The 21489-nt window shown below is 40.0% G+C and carries 23 protein-coding genes; all 23 read right to left on the reverse strand.

All coding sequences use genetic code 11. The features are described 5' to 3' along the window. The 23 genes from hisC to sleB all read right to left on the reverse strand — a co-directional run bounded on the left by hisC (position 1) and on the right by sleB (position 21405). Complete coding sequence (gene hisC / locus IEX12_RS04305; protein WP_155554710.1) at positions 1-1083, reverse strand: histidinol-phosphate transaminase; 1083 nt, start codon at positions 1081-1083, stop codon at positions 1-3. Positions 1084-1343: 260 nt separating this feature from the next. Further along, the gene (gene aroH, locus IEX12_RS04310) at positions 1344-1724 is read right to left on the reverse strand and encodes a chorismate mutase (protein ID WP_102415158.1); all 381 of its coding nucleotides are present in this window, start codon (positions 1722-1724) and stop codon (positions 1344-1346) included. Next, complete coding sequence (gene aroB, locus IEX12_RS04315; protein ID WP_188724730.1) at positions 1721-2797, reverse strand: 3-dehydroquinate synthase; 1077 nt, start codon at positions 2795-2797, stop codon at positions 1721-1723. Before aroB ends, aroH begins: the two co-directional genes overlap by 4 nt. Continuing rightward, a complete protein-coding gene (gene aroC / locus IEX12_RS04320; protein WP_188724731.1) occupies positions 2797-3963 on the reverse strand; it encodes a chorismate synthase in 1167 nt (388 codons plus the stop codon). Before aroC ends, aroB begins: the two co-directional genes overlap by 1 nt. Positions 3964-4185: 222 nt before the next feature. After that, complete coding sequence (locus IEX12_RS04325; protein WP_102415157.1) at positions 4186-4959, reverse strand: CheR family methyltransferase; 774 nt, start codon at positions 4957-4959, stop codon at positions 4186-4188. A gap of 112 nt (positions 4960-5071) precedes the next feature. Then, positions 5072-5518 (reverse strand): nucleoside-diphosphate kinase, encoded by a 447-nt coding sequence (gene ndk, locus IEX12_RS04330; RefSeq protein WP_088050462.1) that lies wholly within the window; start codon positions 5516-5518, stop codon positions 5072-5074. A 152-nt stretch (positions 5519-5670) separates the two neighbouring features. Next, positions 5671-6642, reverse strand: coding sequence for a heptaprenyl diphosphate synthase component II (gene hepT, locus IEX12_RS04335; RefSeq protein WP_102415156.1), 972 nt, complete (start codon positions 6640-6642; stop codon positions 5671-5673). Positions 6643-6666: 24 nt separating this feature from the next. Continuing rightward, positions 6667-7386, reverse strand: coding sequence for a demethylmenaquinone methyltransferase (locus IEX12_RS04340; RefSeq protein WP_123057243.1), 720 nt, complete (start codon positions 7384-7386; stop codon positions 6667-6669). Positions 7387-7389: 3 nt separating this feature from the next. Then, on the reverse strand, positions 7390-8187 hold the full coding sequence (locus IEX12_RS04345) for a heptaprenyl diphosphate synthase component 1 (RefSeq protein ID WP_088050465.1): 798 nt from the start codon (positions 8185-8187) through the stop codon (positions 7390-7392). Between the two features lie 209 nt (positions 8188-8396). Beyond that, positions 8397-8615 (reverse strand): trp RNA-binding attenuation protein MtrB, encoded by a 219-nt coding sequence (mtrB, locus tag IEX12_RS04350; protein WP_088050466.1) that lies wholly within the window; start codon positions 8613-8615, stop codon positions 8397-8399. 196 nt (positions 8616-8811) lie between these two features. Beyond that, positions 8812-9084, reverse strand: a complete 273-nt coding sequence (gene hbs / locus IEX12_RS04355) for a non-specific DNA-binding protein Hbs (protein WP_088050467.1) — start codon at positions 9082-9084, stop codon at positions 8812-8814. Positions 9085-9456: 372 nt separating this feature from the next. Then, positions 9457-10935, reverse strand: a complete 1479-nt coding sequence (gene spoIVA / locus IEX12_RS04360; protein ID WP_088050469.1) for a stage IV sporulation protein A — start codon at positions 10933-10935, stop codon at positions 9457-9459. Positions 10936-11209: 274 nt separating this feature from the next. Continuing rightward, a complete protein-coding gene (locus IEX12_RS04365) occupies positions 11210-11941 on the reverse strand; it encodes a YphF family lipoprotein (protein WP_088050470.1) in 732 nt (243 codons plus the stop codon). A gap of 24 nt (positions 11942-11965) precedes the next feature. After that, positions 11966-12160, reverse strand: coding sequence for a DUF2768 domain-containing protein (locus IEX12_RS04370; protein WP_088050471.1), 195 nt, complete (start codon positions 12158-12160; stop codon positions 11966-11968). Between the two features lie 275 nt (positions 12161-12435). Then, positions 12436-12696: a stage VI sporulation protein F gene (locus tag IEX12_RS04375; RefSeq protein WP_088050472.1), complete on the reverse strand. Its 261-nt coding sequence runs from the start codon at positions 12694-12696 to the stop codon at positions 12436-12438. 111 nt (positions 12697-12807) lie between these two features. After that, positions 12808-13842, reverse strand: a complete 1035-nt coding sequence (locus tag IEX12_RS04380) for an NAD(P)H-dependent glycerol-3-phosphate dehydrogenase (protein ID WP_102415155.1) — start codon at positions 13840-13842, stop codon at positions 12808-12810. Positions 13843-13855: 13 nt separating this feature from the next. Further along, complete coding sequence (gene der, locus IEX12_RS04385) at positions 13856-15166, reverse strand: ribosome biogenesis GTPase Der (protein WP_155554708.1); 1311 nt, start codon at positions 15164-15166, stop codon at positions 13856-13858. A 124-nt stretch (positions 15167-15290) separates the two neighbouring features. Then, positions 15291-15917, reverse strand: coding sequence for a YphA family membrane protein (locus IEX12_RS04390; protein WP_155554707.1), 627 nt, complete (start codon positions 15915-15917; stop codon positions 15291-15293). 83 nt (positions 15918-16000) lie between these two features. Beyond that, positions 16001-17137 (reverse strand): 30S ribosomal protein S1, encoded by a 1137-nt coding sequence (rpsA, locus tag IEX12_RS04395; RefSeq protein WP_155554706.1) that lies wholly within the window; start codon positions 17135-17137, stop codon positions 16001-16003. 156 nt (positions 17138-17293) lie between these two features. Beyond that, entirely contained in the window at positions 17294-17968 is a 675-nt protein-coding gene (gene cmk, locus IEX12_RS04400) for a (d)CMP kinase (RefSeq protein ID WP_155554705.1), read from the reverse strand. Between the two features lie 505 nt (positions 17969-18473). Further along, positions 18474-19133, reverse strand: a complete 660-nt coding sequence (locus tag IEX12_RS04405) for a flagellar brake protein (RefSeq protein ID WP_188724732.1) — start codon at positions 19131-19133, stop codon at positions 18474-18476. Positions 19134-19224: 91 nt separating this feature from the next. Next, positions 19225-20568: a germination protein YpeB gene (gene ypeB, locus IEX12_RS04410; RefSeq protein ID WP_155554703.1), complete on the reverse strand. Its 1344-nt coding sequence runs from the start codon at positions 20566-20568 to the stop codon at positions 19225-19227. 15 nt (positions 20569-20583) lie between these two features. Then, a complete protein-coding gene (gene sleB / locus IEX12_RS04415) occupies positions 20584-21405 on the reverse strand; it encodes a spore cortex-lytic enzyme (RefSeq protein WP_088050481.1) in 822 nt (273 codons plus the stop codon). Positions 21406-21489 lie beyond the last annotated feature (84 nt).

Below are 21489 nucleotides of genomic sequence, written 5' to 3' on the forward strand. Positions count from 1 at the left end.
TCAATGTAAAAATTCTTTTAGTATTGCTTGCAGCTCTTTCATATCCTGTTGATTACCAATCGTTATCCGGGCGGCATTCGGGCAGCCTATCGCTTCACCAGGTCTGACGATAAACCCGCGTGTAAGCAAGTAATCAAACAGTTCATTTCCTGATACGGGAAGCTTGACTAACAAAAAATTTGTCTGCGAATCGTCATATGACAGACCTTGCTCATCTAAAAATTGTTGAAATTCCTTTTTTATTATCCGGTTCTTTTCAGCCGTTTCCCTTATAAACTCCTGATCCCGAACGGCGAGCGTGGCAGCCTTTTGAGCAAGGGATGATGTATTAAATGGTCCCCTGACAATATTCAGCTTGGCTGTCAGACTTTCGTTTCCGATTCCATAGCCAACACGCAATCCCGCTAGTCCGTATGCTTTTGAAAATGTCCGCAGCACGAATAGATTCGGGTATTCATTTATACCGTCAATTGCATTATATTTAAGTTCAGGATCGACATATTCATAATAGGCTTCATCAAGAATAACAAGAACATCCCGCGGACAACGATCCATAAACATGTAAAAATCGTTTTTTGGAATTAAACTGCCGGTCGGATTGTTCGGCGAGCATAGCCATACGATCCTTGTTTGTTCATTGATTGCCTCAAGCATCTTAGCAAGATCATGATACCCATTTACGGTTGGAACTTCCTTCACATCTGCTCCTTCGACCAGTGAATGATGTTTATATTGCGGGAAGGTTGGTGTTGCCATCACGGTGTTTACACCAGGATACAAAAATGTCCGGCAGATAATCTGGATAAGTTCGTCTGATCCACTTCCGAAAACAAGCTGATCCTCATAGACAGCTAATGTTGCTGCCAATTTTTTTCGCAGCTCCGTGGCATGCCCATCCGGATAAAGTTCCAATTGACCGAGCATGTGGGGTAATTCCTTGTTTAGTTTATCGGAAAAACCGAATGGATTTTCATTCGAAGCTAATTTTACAATTTTTGTTAGTCCAAATTCAGCTTTGACCTCTTCCATTTGCTTTCCTTGTTTATACGGTGCCATTTCATTTAATATATGTTTACCGTTCATCCGTATCGTTACCTGCCTTTCGTATTAAGTAAAGAATGTATAAACTTATAGGCATTATTTCAGCTTGGGTCAAAGTAGGCCGCGTCCGGCTCCAGCGCCCAGCGACTAGTGAACAACACCCGCCTCCGTACGATAAGTCAACATCGGTTCGGGTAAGAAGGATGGCCGACTAAGTACGGGCTTTGCGCCCAACGTCGGCATACCCCTATGAAGGGGCATGTTTCCTTTATCTCCTACGGCTCAGTCCAGTTCATACGCCGCTAAAACGGGCGCTTACGCCTTTGTTCTAAGTCAGGCCTTAATTGTTTAGCCTCGTGATGAAAAACATGTTGGACGTTTTGCTGGTGAATGGTTGTGTTTGTCACCATCATCACTCTGATGCATCGGGCGAGACTGCCGGGAACATCAATTTCCTTCATACACATAACAGGCACATAAACAAAGCCTGGTATTTGCCTGAGTGATTTAGCTGGAAAGGCGGCATTTAAATCATTTGTTACGGATATAAAAACGTGTGAGATCGACTCAGCATCAATGTTGTTTCGATTGATCATTTCTTCGATCAGCTCTTTTGTATTTTCCAAAATTTCAAGTTCATCATTCTCTTGAACCGTTGTGGCTCCTCTTACTCCACGTATCATTCAATCACCAGCTCCCTTAAAAAAGTATCCAGCAATAATGCAAGATCCTGATCAGGGACCTCGACATCCTGTATCTGGCCGATTTGTTTTACCAATACCATATGAACCTTGTTATGGACTGATTTTTTATCCGATTTCATTTTTCTTAGCAATAGATCCGGATTCAGGCGCTTCAGTGTTAAGGGATAATGGTTTTGTTCGAGCCAATTATATAATTCATCATATGGCAGATTAATAGAAAATAACTTCTCGCTTACCCTTAATGCAAATAACATGCCAATTGCCACTGCTTCCCCGTGTGTCAGTTTGCCATACCCTAATTCGGCTTCTAGCGCATGGCCCAATGTATGACCGAGGTTTAGGTGTTTTCTTATACCTGATTCTCTTTCATCTGCTTCGACAATTTCCGCTTTAATTGCCATTCCACTTTGCAAATGGCTGACAAGCTGATCGTTCGTTAATGCAGCAAGGCTTGTTCCTAACAAATCATGAAAAAAGGATTCATCTCTAATTAATGCCTCTTTCATTAATTCGGCATAGCCTGAACGTACTTCACGGGCTGCCAGCGTCGTTAATGTTGCAGTATCATAAATAACTGCTTTTGGCGGATAAAAACTGCCAATCAAATTTTTCCCTAATTCATGATTGATTGCTACCTTCCCGCCAACACTACTATCATGGGCAAGAATCGTTGTCGGCATCTGGATATAATCCACCCCGCGCATAAAAGTAGCTGCAACAAAACCAGCAATATCACCAACAACGCCACCACCCAATGCAATAATCAAGGATTGTCTATCCAGTCCGTATGATAAGGCATCGGTAAGTAATTGGTAGTACGTATCTACACTTTTCGTTTGTTCCCCATGCGGAATAATCGAATGAGCAACTTGCTGATCTTGTGAGAAATTTTGCAAGCAATCATCCAAATATAACTTGGCAACCACATCATCGGTAATGATGAAATATGATGAATAATTTTTCGGTAGTAATTCGGTAATAGAAAAGCGAATATCTTCTTCTGTATAGATAAAATAAGGATGTGTACTTGTTTGCACAAACAGTTTTTCCACTAGAAACACCTTATTTCTTCACGATAATCCGCCACAGCCTTTTGCAGTTTGGAAAATTGATCGTTTGGAAATTGCTCTAAAAGGGTTCGGGCCAACTCAAAGGCTACAACATGCTCCATTACGACCGATGCAGCTGGTACGGCACAGGAATCCGACCGCTCAATACTTGCATGAAACGGTTCTTTTGTCTCAATATCAACGCTTTGTAACGGCTTATACAATGTCGGAATTGGCTTCATTACTCCTCTGACGACAATCGGCATTCCTGTCGTCATACCGCCTTCAAAACCACCAAGACGATTCGTTTTACGATAATAGCCACCTAGTTCATTCCAGGCAATTTCATCATGTACCTCGCTCCCGTTTTTTCGGGCAGCTTCAAACCCGATCCCAAACTCGACCCCTTTAAAGGCGTTTATACTTGCCACACTTCCAGCAATTCTACCATCAAGCTTACGATCATAATGAACATATGATCCGACACCGGCAGGCATTCCCTCCACGTAGACCTCACAAACCCCGCCAATAGAATCGCCATCCTTTTTGGCCTGGTCAATTGCCTCCATCATTTGCTTCTCCACCGTTTTGTCAAGTGTACGTACAGGTGAAGCTTCCTGCATGTCAAATCGTTCTTTCATAGTTAGGGAAGGATTATCCTTGGCTCTGATCCCAGCTATTTCCTTCACATAGCCAACGACCTCAATCCCGAGCTGTTTTAATAGTGTTTTGGCAACGGCTCCTGCAGCAACACGTGCAGCCGTTTCTCTGGCTGACGAGCGCTCCAGGACATTGCGCATATCCCTGTGTCCATATTTCAATGCCCCATTCAGATCAGCATGGCCTGGTCGTGGCCTTGATACAGCACGTCTGATTTTTTGATCATCTGCAATCGGGTCATCCCCCATTATGTCTGTCCAGTGTTTAAAATCATCATTATGTATTACTAAAGCTATCGGCGAACCTAACGTATACCCATGACGGACACCACTCGTAATGTCTGCCAGATCCTTTTCAATTTGCATACGTTTACCACGGCCATGTCCTTTTTGTCTGCGCAGCAAGGAAGCATTAATATCCTCTTTTACTAATGGCATGTTGGAAGGAATACCTTCGATGATTGTCGTTAATTGTTTTCCATGTGATTCTCCTGCAGTTAAGTAGCGCACGTAACATCCTCCATCCAAGCAATTTTGTATTACTATACCATATCACATCCCTAATGTGACATTATTTTAATGAAAAATTTTTAAAGTGAAGTAAATAATAATTTCTAATTATAAGACTAATTTTTTATTTATGCAACGTTTTTCGTATTAAATATAACTTCAACATTAAGCCTCGTAAATCTCATAAAAAATACTCTTGATATGACTGCAAGAGTATTCGTATTATACCTTTTGATAAAAAAATGTCTCCATTAACGTTAAACCGTATTTCTGCGGGCTAAAAATTTGTTCCGTACTGCCAACGAACAGCACCCCTTTTTCAACTAACGCATCACTGAATTTACGATAGATGATCTCCTTTGCCTGATCAGTAAAATAAATTAAAACGTTTCGACAGACGATCAGATCCATATTTTGCGGGTAACGATCCGCTAGCAAATTATGTTTTTTAAATGTCACATATCGTTTCAATTGTTTATCAATAGAATATAATCCATGACTCTCTTTAAAATATTTTTTCTTTAAATTGCCTGGCAAATCCTTTAATGCCTGCTCTGTGTATACGCCTTGTTCCGCCTTTTCCAGTACCAATTCATCGATATCTGTTGCAAAGATTTGCACATGCAGATCCGGGAAATGTTCGCTAGCCATTAAAGCAATACTATATGGTTCTTCGCCTGTTGAACAAGCTGCACTCCAGATGGATAATGTTTGCTTTTCTTTTCGAAACACCGGAATAATCTTTTTCTGAAGAATATCCCACCGCTTCGGATTTCGATAAAATTCGGAAACATTAATCGTTAATCGGTCAACAAATTCCTGCAATAACTGTTCATCCTTATTAAGTGCTTGTAAATACTGTTTAAAGTCTTGATAACCGCGTTTGTTTCGGAGTGATGTAAGGCGTCGTTTCATTTGTGTTTCCTTGTATAGTGCTATATCAATCCCAAGCTTTTGCTTCATCTGCGAAACAAAGTACAGGTATTCCTCATCCATTTATACTTTACTCCTTTTATAGTGCGTGTTCAAAAAGTCGCCGCTTATCATTTGGTGACTTTTTGAACATCCTCTTATAGGAAAACCCCCGTCCATGACGGAGGTTTTTGACTTAGTATACCCAAGCGCTATCCTGTTTTGAATAGGATAAAACATCACTTTCGTTAAAAAACAGGCCAATTTCCCGTTCAGCACTTTCTGGTGAATCTGATCCGTGGATAACATTTTTGCCAACCGTAACACCAAAGTCACCGCGAATGGTTCCTGGTGCAGCTTCTGAAGGATTTGTTTTACCCATCATTTCGCGTGCTGTCGCAATAACATTTTCTCCTTCCCAAACCATTGCAAAAACAGGACCGGAAGTTATAAAACTTACCAATTCACCAAAGAAAGGGCGTTCCTTGTGTTCGCCATAATGATTTTCAGCTAAATCATTTGAAATGTTCATTAACTTGGCACCAGCCAGCTGAAATCCCTTTTGTTCAAATCGTTTCACAATCTCCCCGATTAGATTACGTTGAACACCATCCGGTTTTACCATTAAAAATGTTTTCTCCATTTTTCCACCTCTTCAAGTATGTATAGTTAATTCAGCCCGTAAATAATGCGTGGGCAAAAAGCTGCCAACTATAGCGTCAGATGCTTGGCATTTGGTAACTTTTTGGACAGCCTCTAAAATAGTAACAAATTCCGGCAAAAATGACAACGTTATCAGGAACGCCTTTTCCCGATATATTTTGCAATATCCTTTAACATATGCTTTGCTTTATTGTTCGGCAGCTGTTCAACAATTTTTAATGCCTTTTCCAAATAATGATCACTTAGCTCATAGGAACACTGAATGGCGTCCGTTTCCTTCAATTTAGCCAATAAGTCATGCATATGTGTTTCTGAAAGTATATCCGGATTGCTAAAGGCATTTTTCAATAATCTGCAGAATTCCCTGTCTTTCATGGCAAGCAGTACGGGCAAGGTAATGTTACCCTGTAATAAATCATTCCCGACTGGCTTGCCAAGTTCTGAAGCTGATGCCGTAAAGTCAAATATATCGTCAATTATTTGATAAGACATGCCAATGTAATAGCCGTACTTATACAATTTATCCGCAAGTGCTTCTGGTACATCCGCAGCGATTGCTCCTAATTTGCAGCTTGTTGCGATCAATAATGCTGTTTTTCGTTTAATTCTGCGCAAGTAATCCCGCAGGTGCTGATTCCAATCATATTTGTCCTTAATTTGTTCAATTTCCCCGATGCACACTTCGACAATTGTCTTTGATAAAACATGATGTGCTTTTGGTTTTCTTAACATCGTAATACTTTCTAATGACCTTGCCAATATGTAATCACCGGCATACATGGCAACACGATTATCGTACAGTTGTCTGATTGTTGGCTTGCCTCTCCGTAATTCTGCATCATCGATAACATCATCATGGACAAGTGTTGCCATATGAATTAATTCCAGTGAAACAGCAACTGTCTTCATCCGCTCGAGATCATAGTTACCAAACTGACCGGATAGCAGGACAAATACAGGGCGAATTCTTTTACCGCCAGCCTTGAGCAATTGTGTAGCTGCATTTCTTAAAACGGGATGTTCAGCCTGAATAACGTTGCTCAACGCTACTTCAATACAATCCAAATCTTTTTTTAAATATCCGTAAGTTTTAGCTATTTTCATGCATGTCACCTTTAATGTTTCGTACTATTGTTTTGTCGCCTGTTTATACCCCATATGCATAGCTGCTACACCGCCAGTATAGCTTTTTACCTGGACATGGGAAAACCCTGCATGTTCAAACATCTGCTTCAGCTGTTTTTTTCCGGGAAAGCCTTTAGCGGATTCGTGAAGCCATGCGTATTCCTTATAGCTCCTCGCAAAAAGCCTGCCAAAGAATGGCATGATAAAACGGAAATAAAAATAATAGGCCTGTCTGAAGCCAAACATCGTTGGCTGGGATGTTTCCAGGCATACGACTTTACCATGCGGCTTAACCACACGGTACATTTCCTTTAAAACAGTCATATAATCAGGAACGTTACGTAATCCAAACCCAATTGTTACATAATCAAAGGAATTATCTTCAAAAGGTAAATCCATTGCATTTCCGTGCACAAAGCTAAGCTGTTTCATCGGGAATGTATGCTTCTGCTTTTCCCTAGCAACTGTGAGCATGTTTTCACTAAAGTCAAGCCCGATAACACTACCCTCCTGTCCAACCTTTTTCGCAAGCGAAATTGACCAGTCACCAGTTCCACAGCAAACATCAAGTGCATGCGCTCCCCTGTTAACTTCCATTTGATTCATGACATCCTTTCGCCACGCCTTATGCCTTTGAAAGGAAATGATAGAATTCATGGTATCGTAATTGTTAGATATTTTTTCAAAAACGTGATGAACGCGTGCTTCTTTCGACTGTTGCATCATTTACCCTTCTTCCACATGTATTGTGTCCATAGTGGGATCCCCATTAATCCTGTTTATGATATGCATTTTTAAATCACGATAATAATCCGGAAGCTCCATGGCAGATTTTTCTATTGTTCCTAATAATTTATTTATTATTGAATCAACGTTTTTTATAAGTGCTGCATAACCTTCTGAATCGTTTTGATGAGACCAGATATCCAATAACGGGGAATAGCCCTTAACATAAAATTGCTGTTTTTCATGGATTAACCTGTTTACTAACAGCCATTCCTCTATCAAATTTTTTACAGCAACCTCCTTTACGAACTTCGCTGTATGTACAAATAATAATGATTCTACTTTCCGGACTATTTGCAGAAAAACTTCCAGGGATTCTGCTTCCAGGTAATATAGTTTCATTTTATATTCATTAATTTCTTTGATTGCGGATGCAAGTACATGAATCATGTCAAAGTCACCAGCCTCCGCAAGCAGTGCATAATAGAGACCGCTATAGTAGTCACCGGCCAAAACGGTTAATTGTTTTTCTTGTTTTTGTTGTTTTCCCTCATCAGAGTTCGATGTTTTTACTACTAAATCATGGGTATCCAGTGCAATCTGAACGAGCATGGTGGTAATAATATAATCCCTTTTTTTGGATTCGGTTAGTGTGGTATGGTTCATGACCGATAATAGAACAAATAGCTTCTCTTCATCAATAATGGGCTTTTTAATGTATTTGTCTAGATATGTATGTTGAATTTTATCCTTAATCAATTCTTTTATATGTGCAAATTCCATACCTGTTGTGTTCAAATGTCATCACCTAAGCCCTTTCTCCATGATTCCCCGAGTCTATCTCCTGCATCTATTGAACTTTCCATCAGACATTATAGCATAATTCCCAGGCAATTCATAAGGTGAAACTTCATCAGTAAAAGTTTTCCTTCCTTTTTTCGAATATTAGGCTGATGGCGGGATCGTTATCGACTACAATTGGTGAAAAGTTGCGGAACAACGAATTGCTACTTGTTGTCAAGTTGACCATGACTTGTTTGGATGATAGCCTTGCCGCGAATCTTGACAGCCGATGTATGCTCCGTAAATTGTGCAATCATAACCTCATCTTTGTCAAGCTTTTCTGCATGATGAAACCGTGTGTCCGACCCTCTTGTCAATCCGATTACGTTAACGCCATCTTCCAATGCCTTTATAACAAAAAAATCAGTTTTTGCATTATCCATACAAACCCTCCCTATTCCTTCTACATCATACAATACTATACTGGAAGAATACAAAGAAGTAAAACCGCAGGAAGGCGCTCCGAGGCTAACCAGGATGATGTATGCTCCGTTATCATTTTATACATTATTATAATTCACGCGAAAATAGAAAAAGAGTGCGCTTGAACGCACTCTTTTTCCGCCCTATGTAGTTCGATTATTTTACTGTATCTTTTAGGGCTTTTCCCGGTTTAAATGCAGGAACTTTACTTGCTGGAATTTCGATTTCCTCACCAGTTTGCGGATTACGGCCTTTACGGGCTGAACGCTCCCGTACTTCAAAGTTCCCGAATCCAATCAACTGTACTTTTTCACCTTTTTTAAGTGAATCCATGACAGATTCAAAAACTGCGTCAACAGCTTTTGTAGCATCCTTCTTCGATAGTTCGCTTTTTTCAGCAACCGCATTGACTAAGTCTGTTTTATTCATGACATTCACCTCCTCCCAAAGTTTCAATCGACATTGGTACAAATAAATAATTCTTGTTTCATTTGTTAACCAATTTGCCTTCTTTTATACTCTAATGTCATCTTTTTCATGATGACAAAGCTTATAATAACTGAGTTTGCAACAAAATTCAACATTAAAACCGCATTTTTTGGCCAATACCAGGATTTTGTCGCAATTATTTCAGCTTTTTACCAATTTATAGTGATCCCTCCTTATCCAACTGGATTTCGTTCTATTATATCTATACGACGTAAATTCAGTATTTCCTGCTGTTTTATAAAAAAAGATTTTAAAAATGTGGTTCTTAAGTACGTGTTTAAAAACCAAAAAAAAATAGCAGCTCTATTGCTGCTATAAAATGATTGCGATTAATCCTCCTGAACCTTCATTAATAATCCGTTCCAGTGTGTCTTTTAATTTATATCGGGCATTTTCCGGCATCATGGCGATTTTGGCCTGGATGCCTTCTCGTACAATTGAACTGAGCGAGCGGCCGAAGATGTCCGATTCCCAGATGGATAACGGATCCTCTTCAAAGTCCTGCATCAAATATCTTACAAGTTCCTCACTTTGTTTTTCGGTTCCAATGATCGGGGAGAACTCTGATTCTACCTCGACCTTAATCATGTGTATGGAAGGCGCAACTGCCTTTAGCCGAACACCAAACCTGGATCCTTGACGAATAATTTCGGGTTCATCCAGCACCATATCTTCCAGGCTCGGTGCGGCAATCCCGTATCCGGTCTGCTTCACCATTTGCAGTGCTCCCGAGACTTGATCATATTCACGTTTTGCATGTGCGAAGTCCTGCATTAATTCGAGCAAGTGATCCTTCCCGCGGATTTCCTCGCCAACAATTTCTTTTAAGATCTGATCATATAAATGGTCAGGCGCATGCAAGTCTATTTCGGCAACGCCATCGCCCATTTCCATTCCAGCAATATTTGCCCGGTCAATATAGTCGTAATCTGTAAAGTGTCCTACTATGTTATCAACGTCTCTTAATCGTTTAATGTCCTTGACTGTTGTTTGGATTGCATCCTGGTAATTCTCTCTGAGCCAATGATTTTCTCTTAATACCATAACCCAGCTAGGAAGATTTACATTGACCTCCAATACCGGGAATTCATATAAGGCTTCACGTAATACGTTATGAACATCATGCTCCGTCATCGATTCAATACTCATTGCCAGTACTGGAATATCATACTTCTCCGCCAGTTCCTGACGCAGCAGCTCCGTCTCCTGACTGGATGGCCTGACCGAGTTCACAACCATGATGAACGGTTTTCCTACTTCTTTTAATTCATCTACTACCTTTGCCTCAGCGTTCACATAATCACTGCGAGGGATTTCACCAATTGTTCCATCTGTGGTAACGACAACGCCTATCGTAGAATGTTCCTGAATTACTTTTCTTGTTCCTATTTCGGCAGCATCATGGAATGGGATTGGCTCCTCATACCATGGAGTGTGAATCATTCGCGGCCCATTTTCATCTTCAAACCCTTTCGCCCCTTCGACTGCATATCCTACACAATCTACCAGTCTAACGTTTACGTCCAGTCCTTCGTCAACATGAACAGACACAGCCTTATTTGGTACAAATTTGGGCTCAGTCGTCATGATGGTTTTCCCGGCAGCACTTTGCGGCAATTCATCGAGCGCCCGGCTGCGGTCACTTTCATCTTCAATATCCGGCAAAACAACCAGTTCCATAAACTTTTTAATAAAGGTTGATTTGCCTGTTCGAACTGCTCCAACGATGCCTAAGTAAATATCTCCATTCGTCCGTTTCGAAATATCTTTAAAAATATCAACTCTTTCCAAACGATCCCCTCCCGATCTCCATTACCATTTACTAATGAACAAACTACGAATAATTGACATTACAAGTCTATGATGTTGTCCTATCAAAATATGACTTAAAAGTGTGTAAAAGCGTAAAATAATATTACGTCCACACGCTTGGATTGTTTTGTAATAAGAAAGGACCGAGATCATGGAGTTTTGAAACACACCTCATCGTGATTCATTCAGCAATAATAAACGGTAACAAATAAATTCCCTTGCAACAATATATGTTACAAGGGAATATATATGCTTATTTATTAACATGTAAAAAAACAGGCTCTCCGTCATGTACTGTATATGGAAGGGAGTATACAGGTACGAACGGCGTGTTTTCCGCCAATAGATACCGGATATCGTCTCCTTCCTTATAATCATGTTTACCCTCGGTTAAGGCTTCATATAAATCCATCCGGTAATCAACATATATTTTTCCTTCTGTATCCATGATAATCGGCAGGTTTTTTTGCGAGTACGGGCTTTCAACAACTGGCTCACTGTCAAAACCTAACTTTTTATAGTTCAATTTATATATCCCATTCGCAATTTGATCCCCGTATGGAGGATATAAATGTTCATTACGGTAAATGTCCAATTGTACACTTACCTTCCGGATGGTTTCAGTTATGCGTAAATCGATCAATTTGACCCGGGGATTATCCTCTGGTGTTATTAGTGTGTATTGGTAAACACCGCCATTTTCATATGCATTCCCAGGTATTTCGGTTAAAAGATGCTTTTCCTTCAAAGCAGTGAAATCAACCAGATATTTTTGAAAAATCGGTGTGTCCTGCTCTTTTGTTTTGATTGGAACTAAACCGTTTGTTTTTTCACGATATTCATTTACAGATTTTTGGACTAATTCCAACTGATCTTCATTTGGCACCTGGTTTTTTGCAAGCTCGTTATCCGGGTATAAACAGCCACTTAAAAAAAGGCTTACCGCGAACAAAACACCAAATGCACGTATATATGTATACTTCATTGACATATCCTCCTAAGCCCTCTATCAGGTCGGCCCGCTAAAGACAATATAAAATATAATAATACTACCTAAAATGAAACAAAGATAGGCTAATACCGATACGACTCCAGCAAAAAAGCCTCTTAGCTTGTACCTGCTTAAAAGGATCAGACCGATTGCCATGAAAAGCAGGATGATACCAGCAAAGGATATCCACATTTTTATCAAGCCTACTGACATGTACTCACTCCTAAAATGCAAAACGCTTTTTATATCCTGACAACGTATTATACCATAGAGTCACTATCCATAGCACGAAAAGACCTTTAATACAATTAACGCATTAAAGGTTCTCCACAAATATGGATTGATTTTAAAAGATTCCTGAGATGAAGGGGGCTGACTTCATCTCAGATTGACTAAATAATACCCACAACACCTCTATCCATGAATGCTTGTGCGATTTATTTTATGCAAGTTTTTCTGTCTTTGTATCCTCACTTGCCCAGTTCACGTTATTTTTTGAATAATTGATTTAACGATTGCATATCTGCTGGCATTTTATTCTTTGTAATGGATTGTACAATTTTATTTTCTTTTTCTTTTGACAATGGTTTATTCGCCATTTTCGCCAACCTTCGCACCAGATTTCTGACTGTTTTTTCATCCGAAAAATCTGCATTTTTTACCGAATCAGCTACCTTATATACTTCGTTTGGATCAATATTTGCTTTTTGGTTTATTTTATCGAATAGATTCTTTTGAAAATTGCTCACTTGCTCGCCTCCTTGCAATGTTAATTCATCATATTATATGCAAAGAGGCGGTGAAAGTGAGTGTGCAAAAGACCCGTAAACATTACAAAGAGGATGTTCAAAAACGGATTATTAAGCATATCGATTACTCAGCAATACGGCGAGATCATCCATTTCCTCCCGTTTAGTCCGGTTCATTAATTGGTCAACAACATCTTTTGGTTTTGCTTCTTCAAACAATATTTTATAAATACCATTCGTTATCGGCATTTCAATCTCCTGTTTGGCGGCAAATTGGTGTGCTGCCCTTGTCGTTCTGACACCTTCAACAACCATACCCATTTGATCCAGCACTTGATCAAGCTTATTTCCCTTGCCTAACAGATTCCCGGCACGCCAATTTCTGCTGTGGACACTTGTACAGGTTACGATCAAGTCACCTACGCCCGGTAATCCCAAGAAGGTAAGTGGGTTAGCCCCGAGTGATGTCCCAAGCCGGGCAATTTCCGCCAAACCTCTGGTTATCAGCGCTGCCTTGGCGTTATCGCCATATCCTAGCCCATCAGAAATTCCCGCACCAAGCGCGATGATATTTTTTAGTGCGCCGCCAAGTTCAACGCCGATAACATCTGGACTGGTATATACGCGGAAGAACTCGTTAATAAATAAATCCTGGGTAATTTTGGCATTTTTCTCATTTAATGATGAAACGGTCACCGTTGTGGGCTGCCGTTTACCGACCTCTTCCGCATGACTTGGACCGGATAGTACAACGATATCTTCATACGCATATTTTTCCATTTCTTCAGCAATCATTTCCGATACCCGCTTTAACGATTCAGGCTCAATCCCTTTAGACGCATGAATCAGTGTTATTTTCTCCTCAAGAATTGTGTCCAGCCTAGCACATACGTCACGTATTGCTTTTGTTGGAACAACCAGGACAATTGCTGAAACACCCTGAATTGCCCTTGCTAAATCATCATATGCGTTAATCTTTTCCGGGATCATAATTTCCAGATATTTTTCATTTTTATGGGTACTATTGATTGCCTCAGCCTGTTCTTTGCGGTGGGTCCACAATCGCACATCGTGCCCGTTATCCGCCAGTACAATACTTAATGCAGTTCCCCAGCTGCCAGCACCTAATACTGCGACTTTTGCCAAAATAACTCTCCTCCTATTGCCTTTTCCTAGCAAAAATTTTTATCGGTGTACCAACAAAGCCAAATGCATCTCTAATTTTATTTTCCAAAAAACGTTTGTACGAAAAATGCATTAATTCCGGATCATTAACAAAAACGACAAAACTGGGTGGTTTAGCTGCTACCTGAGTTGTGTAAAGGATCTTCAGCCGCCGTCCTTTAATGGTTGGCGTCGGGTTCATTGCCAGTGCGTCCATGATCACATCATTTAACACATTTGTTGGTACTCGTTTCGCATGATTTTCGCTTGCCAAATCAATTGCAGGCAGCAATGTGTGTAAACGCTTTTTCGTTTTTGCCGAGAGAAATACGATGGGAGCATAATCCAGAAATTGAAAATGGGCTCTAATCTTCGTTTCAAATTCCTTCATTGCTTTTTCGTTTGCCACCACAGTATCCCATTTGTTAACAACGATTACAATAGCTCGACCTGCATCATGGGCATAGCCGGCAATTTTTTTGTCCTGCTCACGAATACCTGTTTCTGCATCAATTAGTACCAAAACAACATCAGACCGTTCGATAGCTTTTAACGCCCTTAGTACACTATATTTCTCAGTCGTTTCATAGACCTTTCCACGTTTCCGCATCCCTGCAGTATCAATAATGACATAATCCTGCTTGTCTTTACGTAATTTTGTATCGATTGCATCTCGTGTCGTTCCTTCGATTTCACTTACTATGACACGTTCTTCGTTCAAAATGGCGTTAACTAATGAGGATTTTCCGACGTTTGGCCTGCCGATTAAGCTGAAATAAATCGTGTCTTCTTCCGCTTCAGCTGATTCTTGTTCCGGAAATAGATCGACAACCGCATCCAATAAGTCGCCCAGTCCAAGTCCATGTGTACCAGAAATAGGGTATGGCTCCCCAAACCCCAGGGAATAAAACTCGTAAATCTTCTCCCGCATTTCCGGATTGTCAATTTTGTTTACAGCAAGTACGACCGGTTTATTGGATTTAAATAATAGCTTGGCTACCTCTTCATCGGCAGCAGTTATCCCTTCCCGCCCATTAACTAAAAAAATGATCACGTCTGCCTCATCAATGGCAACCTCAGCCTGCTGACGCATTTTTAACAGCAGCGGTTCATCACCAATCTCAATTCCGCCAGTGTCAATGATATTAAATGTTGATGTCAACCATTCTCCTTCAGCATAGATTCGATCCCTTGTAATACCTGGGATATCTTCTACTATCGATATTCTTTCACCAACTAAACGGTTGAAAATAGTTGATTTTCCAACATTTGGCCTTCCTACAATTGCAACTACAGATTTCCTCATGAAAGGAACATCCTTTCTACACTTTCTTCTGCGGCAGGTAATTTCCGGTTAGCTGCTGCAGCTTTTTTAATTCTAGCAAAAGAAGCTGATTATAACAATATTTTTCCGTATCTGTACAATCACGTTACCCATTCATTGTTTTGCGTGTTTTGTTTTTAACAGGCTGTAATGGTTGCCCAATGTTTTGGGAAAACGTATATATTGCCAGTTTTCCCTTATGCAGTATTTCGAGAATCGTTTGCAGCATAATGAATGTTAAAATCATATCGAAAAACGCCTTATCCCCGATGACCTCCTGTATCGTATAGCTTGTCAAAATAAAGCTATGGTATATCTCTCCGCATGTGATACCAATTAACCCAATTGCCAATCTTTTTTCAAATTGTTTTGTCAAGATCGTAATGATGATAGTAAGGGTAAGCGGAATTAGGATAACCCGGGGCAAAAACATCCATATTGGCGTAATTTGCTCCCAAAATAAAATAGCTGTATAGCCTAAACAGATCGTAAACGAAGAAAACAGCAAATAAAACGATTGAGCAACCGAATGAAAAAATAATAATCCAGCCAAAAGGACGATAAACGAGAGCAAAACATGATAGTCGCCGATTTTCAACGTAGTATTGGAACAGTTGATTAATAACAGGATGATACAAGCAAAATAGGTTCTTTTTGTTCCCTTTTTCATAAAAAATGTAACGATTATCCACAACATCCAAGCAAACCATAAAAACAACAACCCATTAGTCAATAAACTCACCACCATTAGCATTATAGCTAATGGAAAGCTATCCTAAACAAAGAAGTTCCTCCATTATTGGAGGAACTTCTTCCTTAATTATCTTTATACTTATCAAGTTTATGACCAATAACATCACCGAGCTGGAAGCTGGATTGTTCGTCATCTTTTTCATATTGTTTATAATTGTCTGCAGCTTGCTCATGCTCCAATTCCTTAATGCTAAGTGATATGCGTTCTTCGTCTTCGTTCACACCCAGGACCTTTACTTTAACTGTTTGACCCTCTTCCAGTACTTCCTGCGGTGTTCCAATGTGCCGAGTAGCAATTTGTGAAATATGAACCAATCCTTCGACACCCGGTAATACCTCAACAAAAGCACCAAAGGTTACAAGCCGTTTTACCGTTCCTTCAAGGACATCACCTTTCGAGACACGCTCATTAATATTTTCCCAAGGTCCGGGCAGTGTTTTTTTACGTGACAGGGAAATTCGCTCATTATCACGATCAACTGCCAATACTTCCACTTTAATTGTTTCACCCTCTGAAACAACATCTGATGCTTTATTGACATGTTCATGGGCCAGCTGGGAAATATGGACAAGCCCATCAATTCCGCCAAGGTCAACGAAAACGCCAAAATTGGTTATACGTTGAACCGTACCTTCCAGTATTTGACCTTCTTCCAAAGACTGTAATAATTGCTGCTTTCGTGAAGCTGTTTCCTCCTCGATGACGGCACGATGGGATAAGATAACCCGATTTTGTTCTTTGTCCAGATCCACGATTTTGACAGTTAATTGCTTATGAAGATAATCTGAAAAGTCTTCCACGTAATAGGTTTCCACTAGTGATGCCGGGATAAACCCTCTTACCCCTACATCAACAACTAGTCCACCTTTTACAACTTCTTTAACCTCTGTTTCTAAAATATCACCGTTCTGGAAGCTTGCTTCAAGGTGGTCCCACGCAACATCAGCATCAACAGCTCGTTTAGATAAAATAACTTCATCATCTTCTAACTTTTTAACCTTTAGTGTAATTTCATCGCCTTCTTTTACAACATCACCTGTTGTTTCAACATGCAGGTTTGATAATTCACTAATTGGTACGATTCCTTCTGTTTTATATCCGATGTCAACCAAAACCTGTTTATCTTCTACCTTTACAACGGTCCCGGTTACCACATCACCAATCGCAACCTCAGTTCGTTCCTGATTCATTTCAGTCATCACAATGCCTCCTTAAGATACACAACCATACAAAAATATTCTTCTTTCTAACTTCCAACAGTTACAATTATTTGTCAAGTAAAGCAGACTGATGGTATTCCTTCAATGTCCTGATTTCGGACATAAATATAAAGGCTCATGTTCCCTCACCCTTTATCAATTTTTCGCCTTGGCAACTTCACGCAAAATAAGATCGGCAACTTCACTAATGGATAATGCTGTTGTATCTATTTCAACAGCGTCAGCGGCTTTAATTAACGGGGAGGCCTCCCGTTTTGAGTCAATTAGGTCCCGTTGTTCAATTTCTTTTTTTAAATCGTCCAAACTGGTTGTAAAGCCTTTTTTTATGTTTTCTTCATATCGGCGTTTTGCTCGTTCTTCTACAGTTGCCAGGAGAAATATCTTCACTTCCGCATTTGGAAGTACGTGCGTACCAATATCCCTTCCATCCATAACAACACCCCGTTTTGCAGCCAGATTTTGCTGTCTTTTCACCAACTCTTTCCGAATGCCTGGATGTTTTGCAATATGTGAAACATGATTGGTAACCTCCAATGAGCGAATTTCTCGTGTGACATCATCCCCGTTAACCAAAACCTTTTGCCCTTCTTCTCCTTGGATGAGATCTATTTCAGTATGTACTAATAAATTGGCAAGACGCCTTTCATCATCCAATTGTATGTTTTCTTCCAGTGCTTTAAGTGTTAAAGCACGATACATCGCACCTGTATCAATATAAATGTAAGAAAGCTCACGGGCAACGATCTTCGCTACAGTACTCTTCCCTGCTGCAGCTGGTCCGTCAATTGCTACTTTGATTTGCTTCTCCATTGGTGTCATTCCCCTCATTTTCCCGGTAATACTAATTAAAGAGCGTGTTCAAAAAGGAGGATAAAAAGGACCGAGGTCGGCTAATGTCGCAACGTCCTGTTGCAACGCCGACACTAGCACGTCCTGTGCGTCGAAGTTCGAGGCGGCGTAGCTCCCGGCACCGGGCTTGTACAGGAGGTACTGACTTCTGCTGTTGGCGATTGTCGTGGGCGGTTTTAGCAGAAGATCCTTATCCCAGAGTACATGAGGAGCGGAAAAGCAAGCCAACGAGCTTCCACAGGATGTGGTGACTTCGACGTTTGACACAGGACGTGTCGGTACTTAGTCGAAGATCACCTATCTCGAAGTGTCATTTTTACCGGACTTTTTGAACATCCTCTTAAAAAACCTGGCAACAGCCAAATTTTATTGTAAAACACTATAAAAATAATAACATAATGTGAGCAAAAGCGGAAGTGCCCGGGTAGCGGCAATATCAGTTAGTCAACATATATGAAATTTCTGTTTACAGTAATTCCTTTTTCCTTAATTCCCGTTGTCTTTCGAAGCAGAAACGGATGATCTGCTGACAGCTCTGTTTAGTTATGCCCGTAAATTTTAACGAAGCAGTTTGCACCGTATTTTCTAAAAATAGCATCCGGACTACTTCGGATTGAGCATTTATGTATTGATAATCTCCGGATTCCATGGGTAAAACAAACCATAAGTCAAGACCTTCCCCTTCTGTTAATGTGACACCTTTAGGCAAAACGATTGATAATCCTCCACCACTAATGTCGTTTGTAACAGTCGTAAATGGTGTGGATGAAGTTTCCAAACTGTGAACAGACACATCAATTGCAGCTACAATCCTCACAAACTCCCTGCGTTGGATTCGATTAATGTGCTGTTTTTCCGGCATAGGAATGGCAAGTGCCGGAACGTTTAGTTTTACCTGTGCAACAATTTCAGAAGGGAATGAATAGACGGATTGATCACTGCCAACATACGTTACAGTAAATGGTTTATGTTTCGGGATAAGAGCTGACTTATTTGTCTTATTATCAATAGGATAATCAATAAATAGGTAATGTTCATTTTTTTCGATAACTTTACATCTGAACTCCCAGTTTGTTTCCTCATCCGGGTCTTTTGTCTCTAAAACAAGCAATGTTCCAATTTTCATACAGTAATAACCCCCGTGCAAACGATTTAAAATCATACTATATACCTATTATTACAGAAAAATCAAAAAAGGGAAAGGCATTTGCCGTTCCCTAAAAATTTCCTGCATATTTTAATTCGGTTCCACCTAGTTTTTCCACCTTTTCTTCTTTGCCATCCATTGCGTTAATAAAGATACGATAGGTTTCATTACCAAGAACACCGAGGAATTCATACGTTAAAACCTCTTCACCAACATCATTATCAATTACCGCCAAATGTTTTTCGTTAATTTTTACATCCGGATTTACTTTTTTCGTTGCTTCATTCTCCGTTATTTCTGGTTCGGGTATATCTCTTTCCATGTGGTTCATATAATATTCTCTTGCCGTAAACCCTAATATATCCCCATTGTCCAGTCCTACCTTTACCTGAACAGTGTCCGAATAAACCCGGACGCCATCATCATTGTAAAGAAAAGAATAGACACCAATATTATCGTATTGACTGCTTTGGAAGAGCTTCATATTGTCAAAGTTATATTTTTTCAAGTGTTCCTGTGCCTTTTTCATTCCTTCATTCAAGCTTATTTTTTGTTCTCCTACCGGCCGGTCCACCATTAGTGAAATTGGTTTCCCACCTTGTTTGGCCATATCCATATAGGCGTTTTTATCCCCATTACGATAAGAAATACTGTATATAGGTATATCTGCCCCTTTACCACTTTCGGTTATTTTTAAATTGTCCTGATTTGTTACGTTGAATAAATTTTTACTTCGTTTTAATGCATCTTGTTTGGAAATTTTATCCCCTGTTAAAAATTTGTATTTATGTTCTTCGGAGGATTTACCGGTTGGAGCGGCATTCAGGTTGCTTTCCGGAAATCCCTCCACTTTTTTCTCAACCGTTTTTAACCCGTCAATTATCGTATTGTCAGACTGTGCTTCATCAGATGCCAGTGCAAGCTGGACATCCATCCAGCGTAAATTGTTGTCTAATACAACGTGTTGTACCTGCCTTAATTCCTTCGTTATATCACCCGATTGTTTATAAAGTGTTTCCAATGTTTTTGTCTCTTTATCTGATAAAGGCTCTTTCTCCAAATCCCGGACTGCCGCTTTGTACGTGAAATCACCAATATCAGAAAGAAATTCTTCCGTTTTGTTAAACGGGAGCAAGGATAGTGGCAACTGTCCGACATCAGATAAAGCATCAGAGGTAATTCGCCATATCTCGACTAGTTGTGGTGATAACGTTTGTCTGGAGTTCATCGCCAATGCTGTACCAATCTTGTCATTTAACAAATCCATATGATAGGAAAGTTCATGAAATGATCGTTGATACGTGTTTTCCGCCTGAATAAGGATTGCATTTTTTTCACGATGCTCCTGATATCCCCATATTCCAACGCCTATAAGTCCGATTGTCAATACGGTAATTAAAATCCATCGTATCATTTCTATCACACCTTTCTATTTGCAAAATATATGTTTACCTATTTGTTTAATTTGTGGTCTTGACCAAATCCAGGCAGATGTAGCTGTATTTGGATTAAAATAATATAGCGCATTACCAGTCGGATCCCATCCATTTATTGCATCAAGAACAGCTTTTTTGGACGTTTCATTTGGTGTTAGCCATATTTGCCCATCAGCTACAGCGGTGAACGCTCTAGGCTCAAAAATGACACCGGAAACCGTATTTGGGAATGTTGGGCTTTCAACCCGGTTTAAAATAACAGCAGCAACCGCGACCTGCCCAATATATGGTTCCCCCCGTGATTCTCCGTGTACCGCATTCGCCATTAAATCAATATCATTTTGTGAAAAACCTTGGGGTACATTTACTGCCGTCGGTGTTGGATTATTATTAGCAGTGTTCGTTTGATTTGTATTTGGTTTGGTCTGCTTGTTTTGACCGCCCTTGCCGTAATGCGTAAAATCTTTTCCTTGCCGGATTTGTTGATGTACGTATTGCTTATCATACTTGCTTGCTTTAACAAGTTTTTGCTTCGTTGTCTGTCCGGCAATCCCGTCAACCTTCATTCCAAACTCATATTGGAAATTTCGTAGTGCCCAATATGTCCCCCAGCCGAAAACACCGTCAATTTTTCCGTTATAGAAGCCTAGATATTGCAGCCTCGCCTGAAGTTCAATAACATCATCACCAGATGCACCTTGCTGAATTACCTGATTACTAAAAGCATGTACTGTTTCAGGATTTTGTGATGATTGAAGTCCGATTGAGAAAAAACATATAATAATAAATAAAAGGGACATCTTTTTACAGGTCATACCTTTTCCTCCTACTCTTGCATGATTGATACCTATTTTTTGATTAAATGTCCTTTTTATTCATTTATCTTGAAGAGGTTATTT

Origin of the sequence: Lentibacillus populi (assembly GCA_014642895.1) — a bacterium.
Taxonomy (GTDB): domain Bacteria; phylum Bacillota; class Bacilli; order Bacillales; family Amphibacillaceae; genus Lentibacillus_C; species Lentibacillus_C populi.

Bases quoted from the DNA above. Each gene is read 5' to 3' on its own strand.
- hisC (WP_155554710.1), bottom strand. From the start codon at position 1,083: ATGAACGGTAAACATATATTAAATGAAATGGCACCGTATAAACAAGGA.
- aroH (WP_102415158.1), bottom strand. From the start codon at position 1,724: ATGATACGTGGAGTAAGAGGAGCCACAACGGTTCAAGAGAATGATGAA.
- IEX12_RS04325 (WP_102415157.1), bottom strand. From the start codon at position 4,959: ATGGATGAGGAATACCTGTACTTTGTTTCGCAGATGAAGCAAAAGCTT.
- ndk (WP_088050462.1), bottom strand. From the start codon at position 5,518: ATGGAGAAAACATTTTTAATGGTAAAACCGGATGGTGTTCAACGTAAT.
- hepT (WP_102415156.1), bottom strand. From the start codon at position 6,642: ATGAAAATAGCTAAAACTTACGGATATTTAAAAAAAGATTTGGATTGT.
- IEX12_RS04340 (WP_123057243.1), bottom strand. From the start codon at position 7,386: ATGCAACAGTCGAAAGAAGCACGCGTTCATCACGTTTTTGAAAAAATA.
- mtrB (WP_088050466.1), bottom strand. From the start codon at position 8,615: ATGGATAATGCAAAAACTGATTTTTTTGTTATAAAGGCATTGGAAGAT.
- hbs (WP_088050467.1), bottom strand. From the start codon at position 9,084: ATGAATAAAACAGACTTAGTCAATGCGGTTGCTGAAAAAAGCGAACTA.
- IEX12_RS04365 (WP_088050470.1), bottom strand. From the start codon at position 11,941: ATGAAGTATACATATATACGTGCATTTGGTGTTTTGTTCGCGGTAAGC.
- IEX12_RS04370 (WP_088050471.1), bottom strand. From the start codon at position 12,160: ATGTCAGTAGGCTTGATAAAAATGTGGATATCCTTTGCTGGTATCATC.
- der (WP_155554708.1), bottom strand. From the start codon at position 15,166: ATGAGGAAATCTGTAGTTGCAATTGTAGGAAGGCCAAATGTTGGAAAA.
- rpsA (WP_155554706.1), bottom strand. From the start codon at position 17,137: ATGACTGAAATGAATCAGGAACGAACTGAGGTTGCGATTGGTGATGTG.
- cmk (WP_155554705.1), bottom strand. From the start codon at position 17,968: ATGGAGAAGCAAATCAAAGTAGCAATTGACGGACCAGCTGCAGCAGGG.
- IEX12_RS04405 (WP_188724732.1), bottom strand. From the start codon at position 19,133: ATGAAAATTGGAACATTGCTTGTTTTAGAGACAAAAGACCCGGATGAG.
- ypeB (WP_155554703.1), bottom strand. From the start codon at position 20,568: ATGATACGATGGATTTTAATTACCGTATTGACAATCGGACTTATAGGC.
- sleB (WP_088050481.1), bottom strand. From the start codon at position 21,405: ATGACCTGTAAAAAGATGTCCCTTTTATTTATTATTATATGTTTTTTC.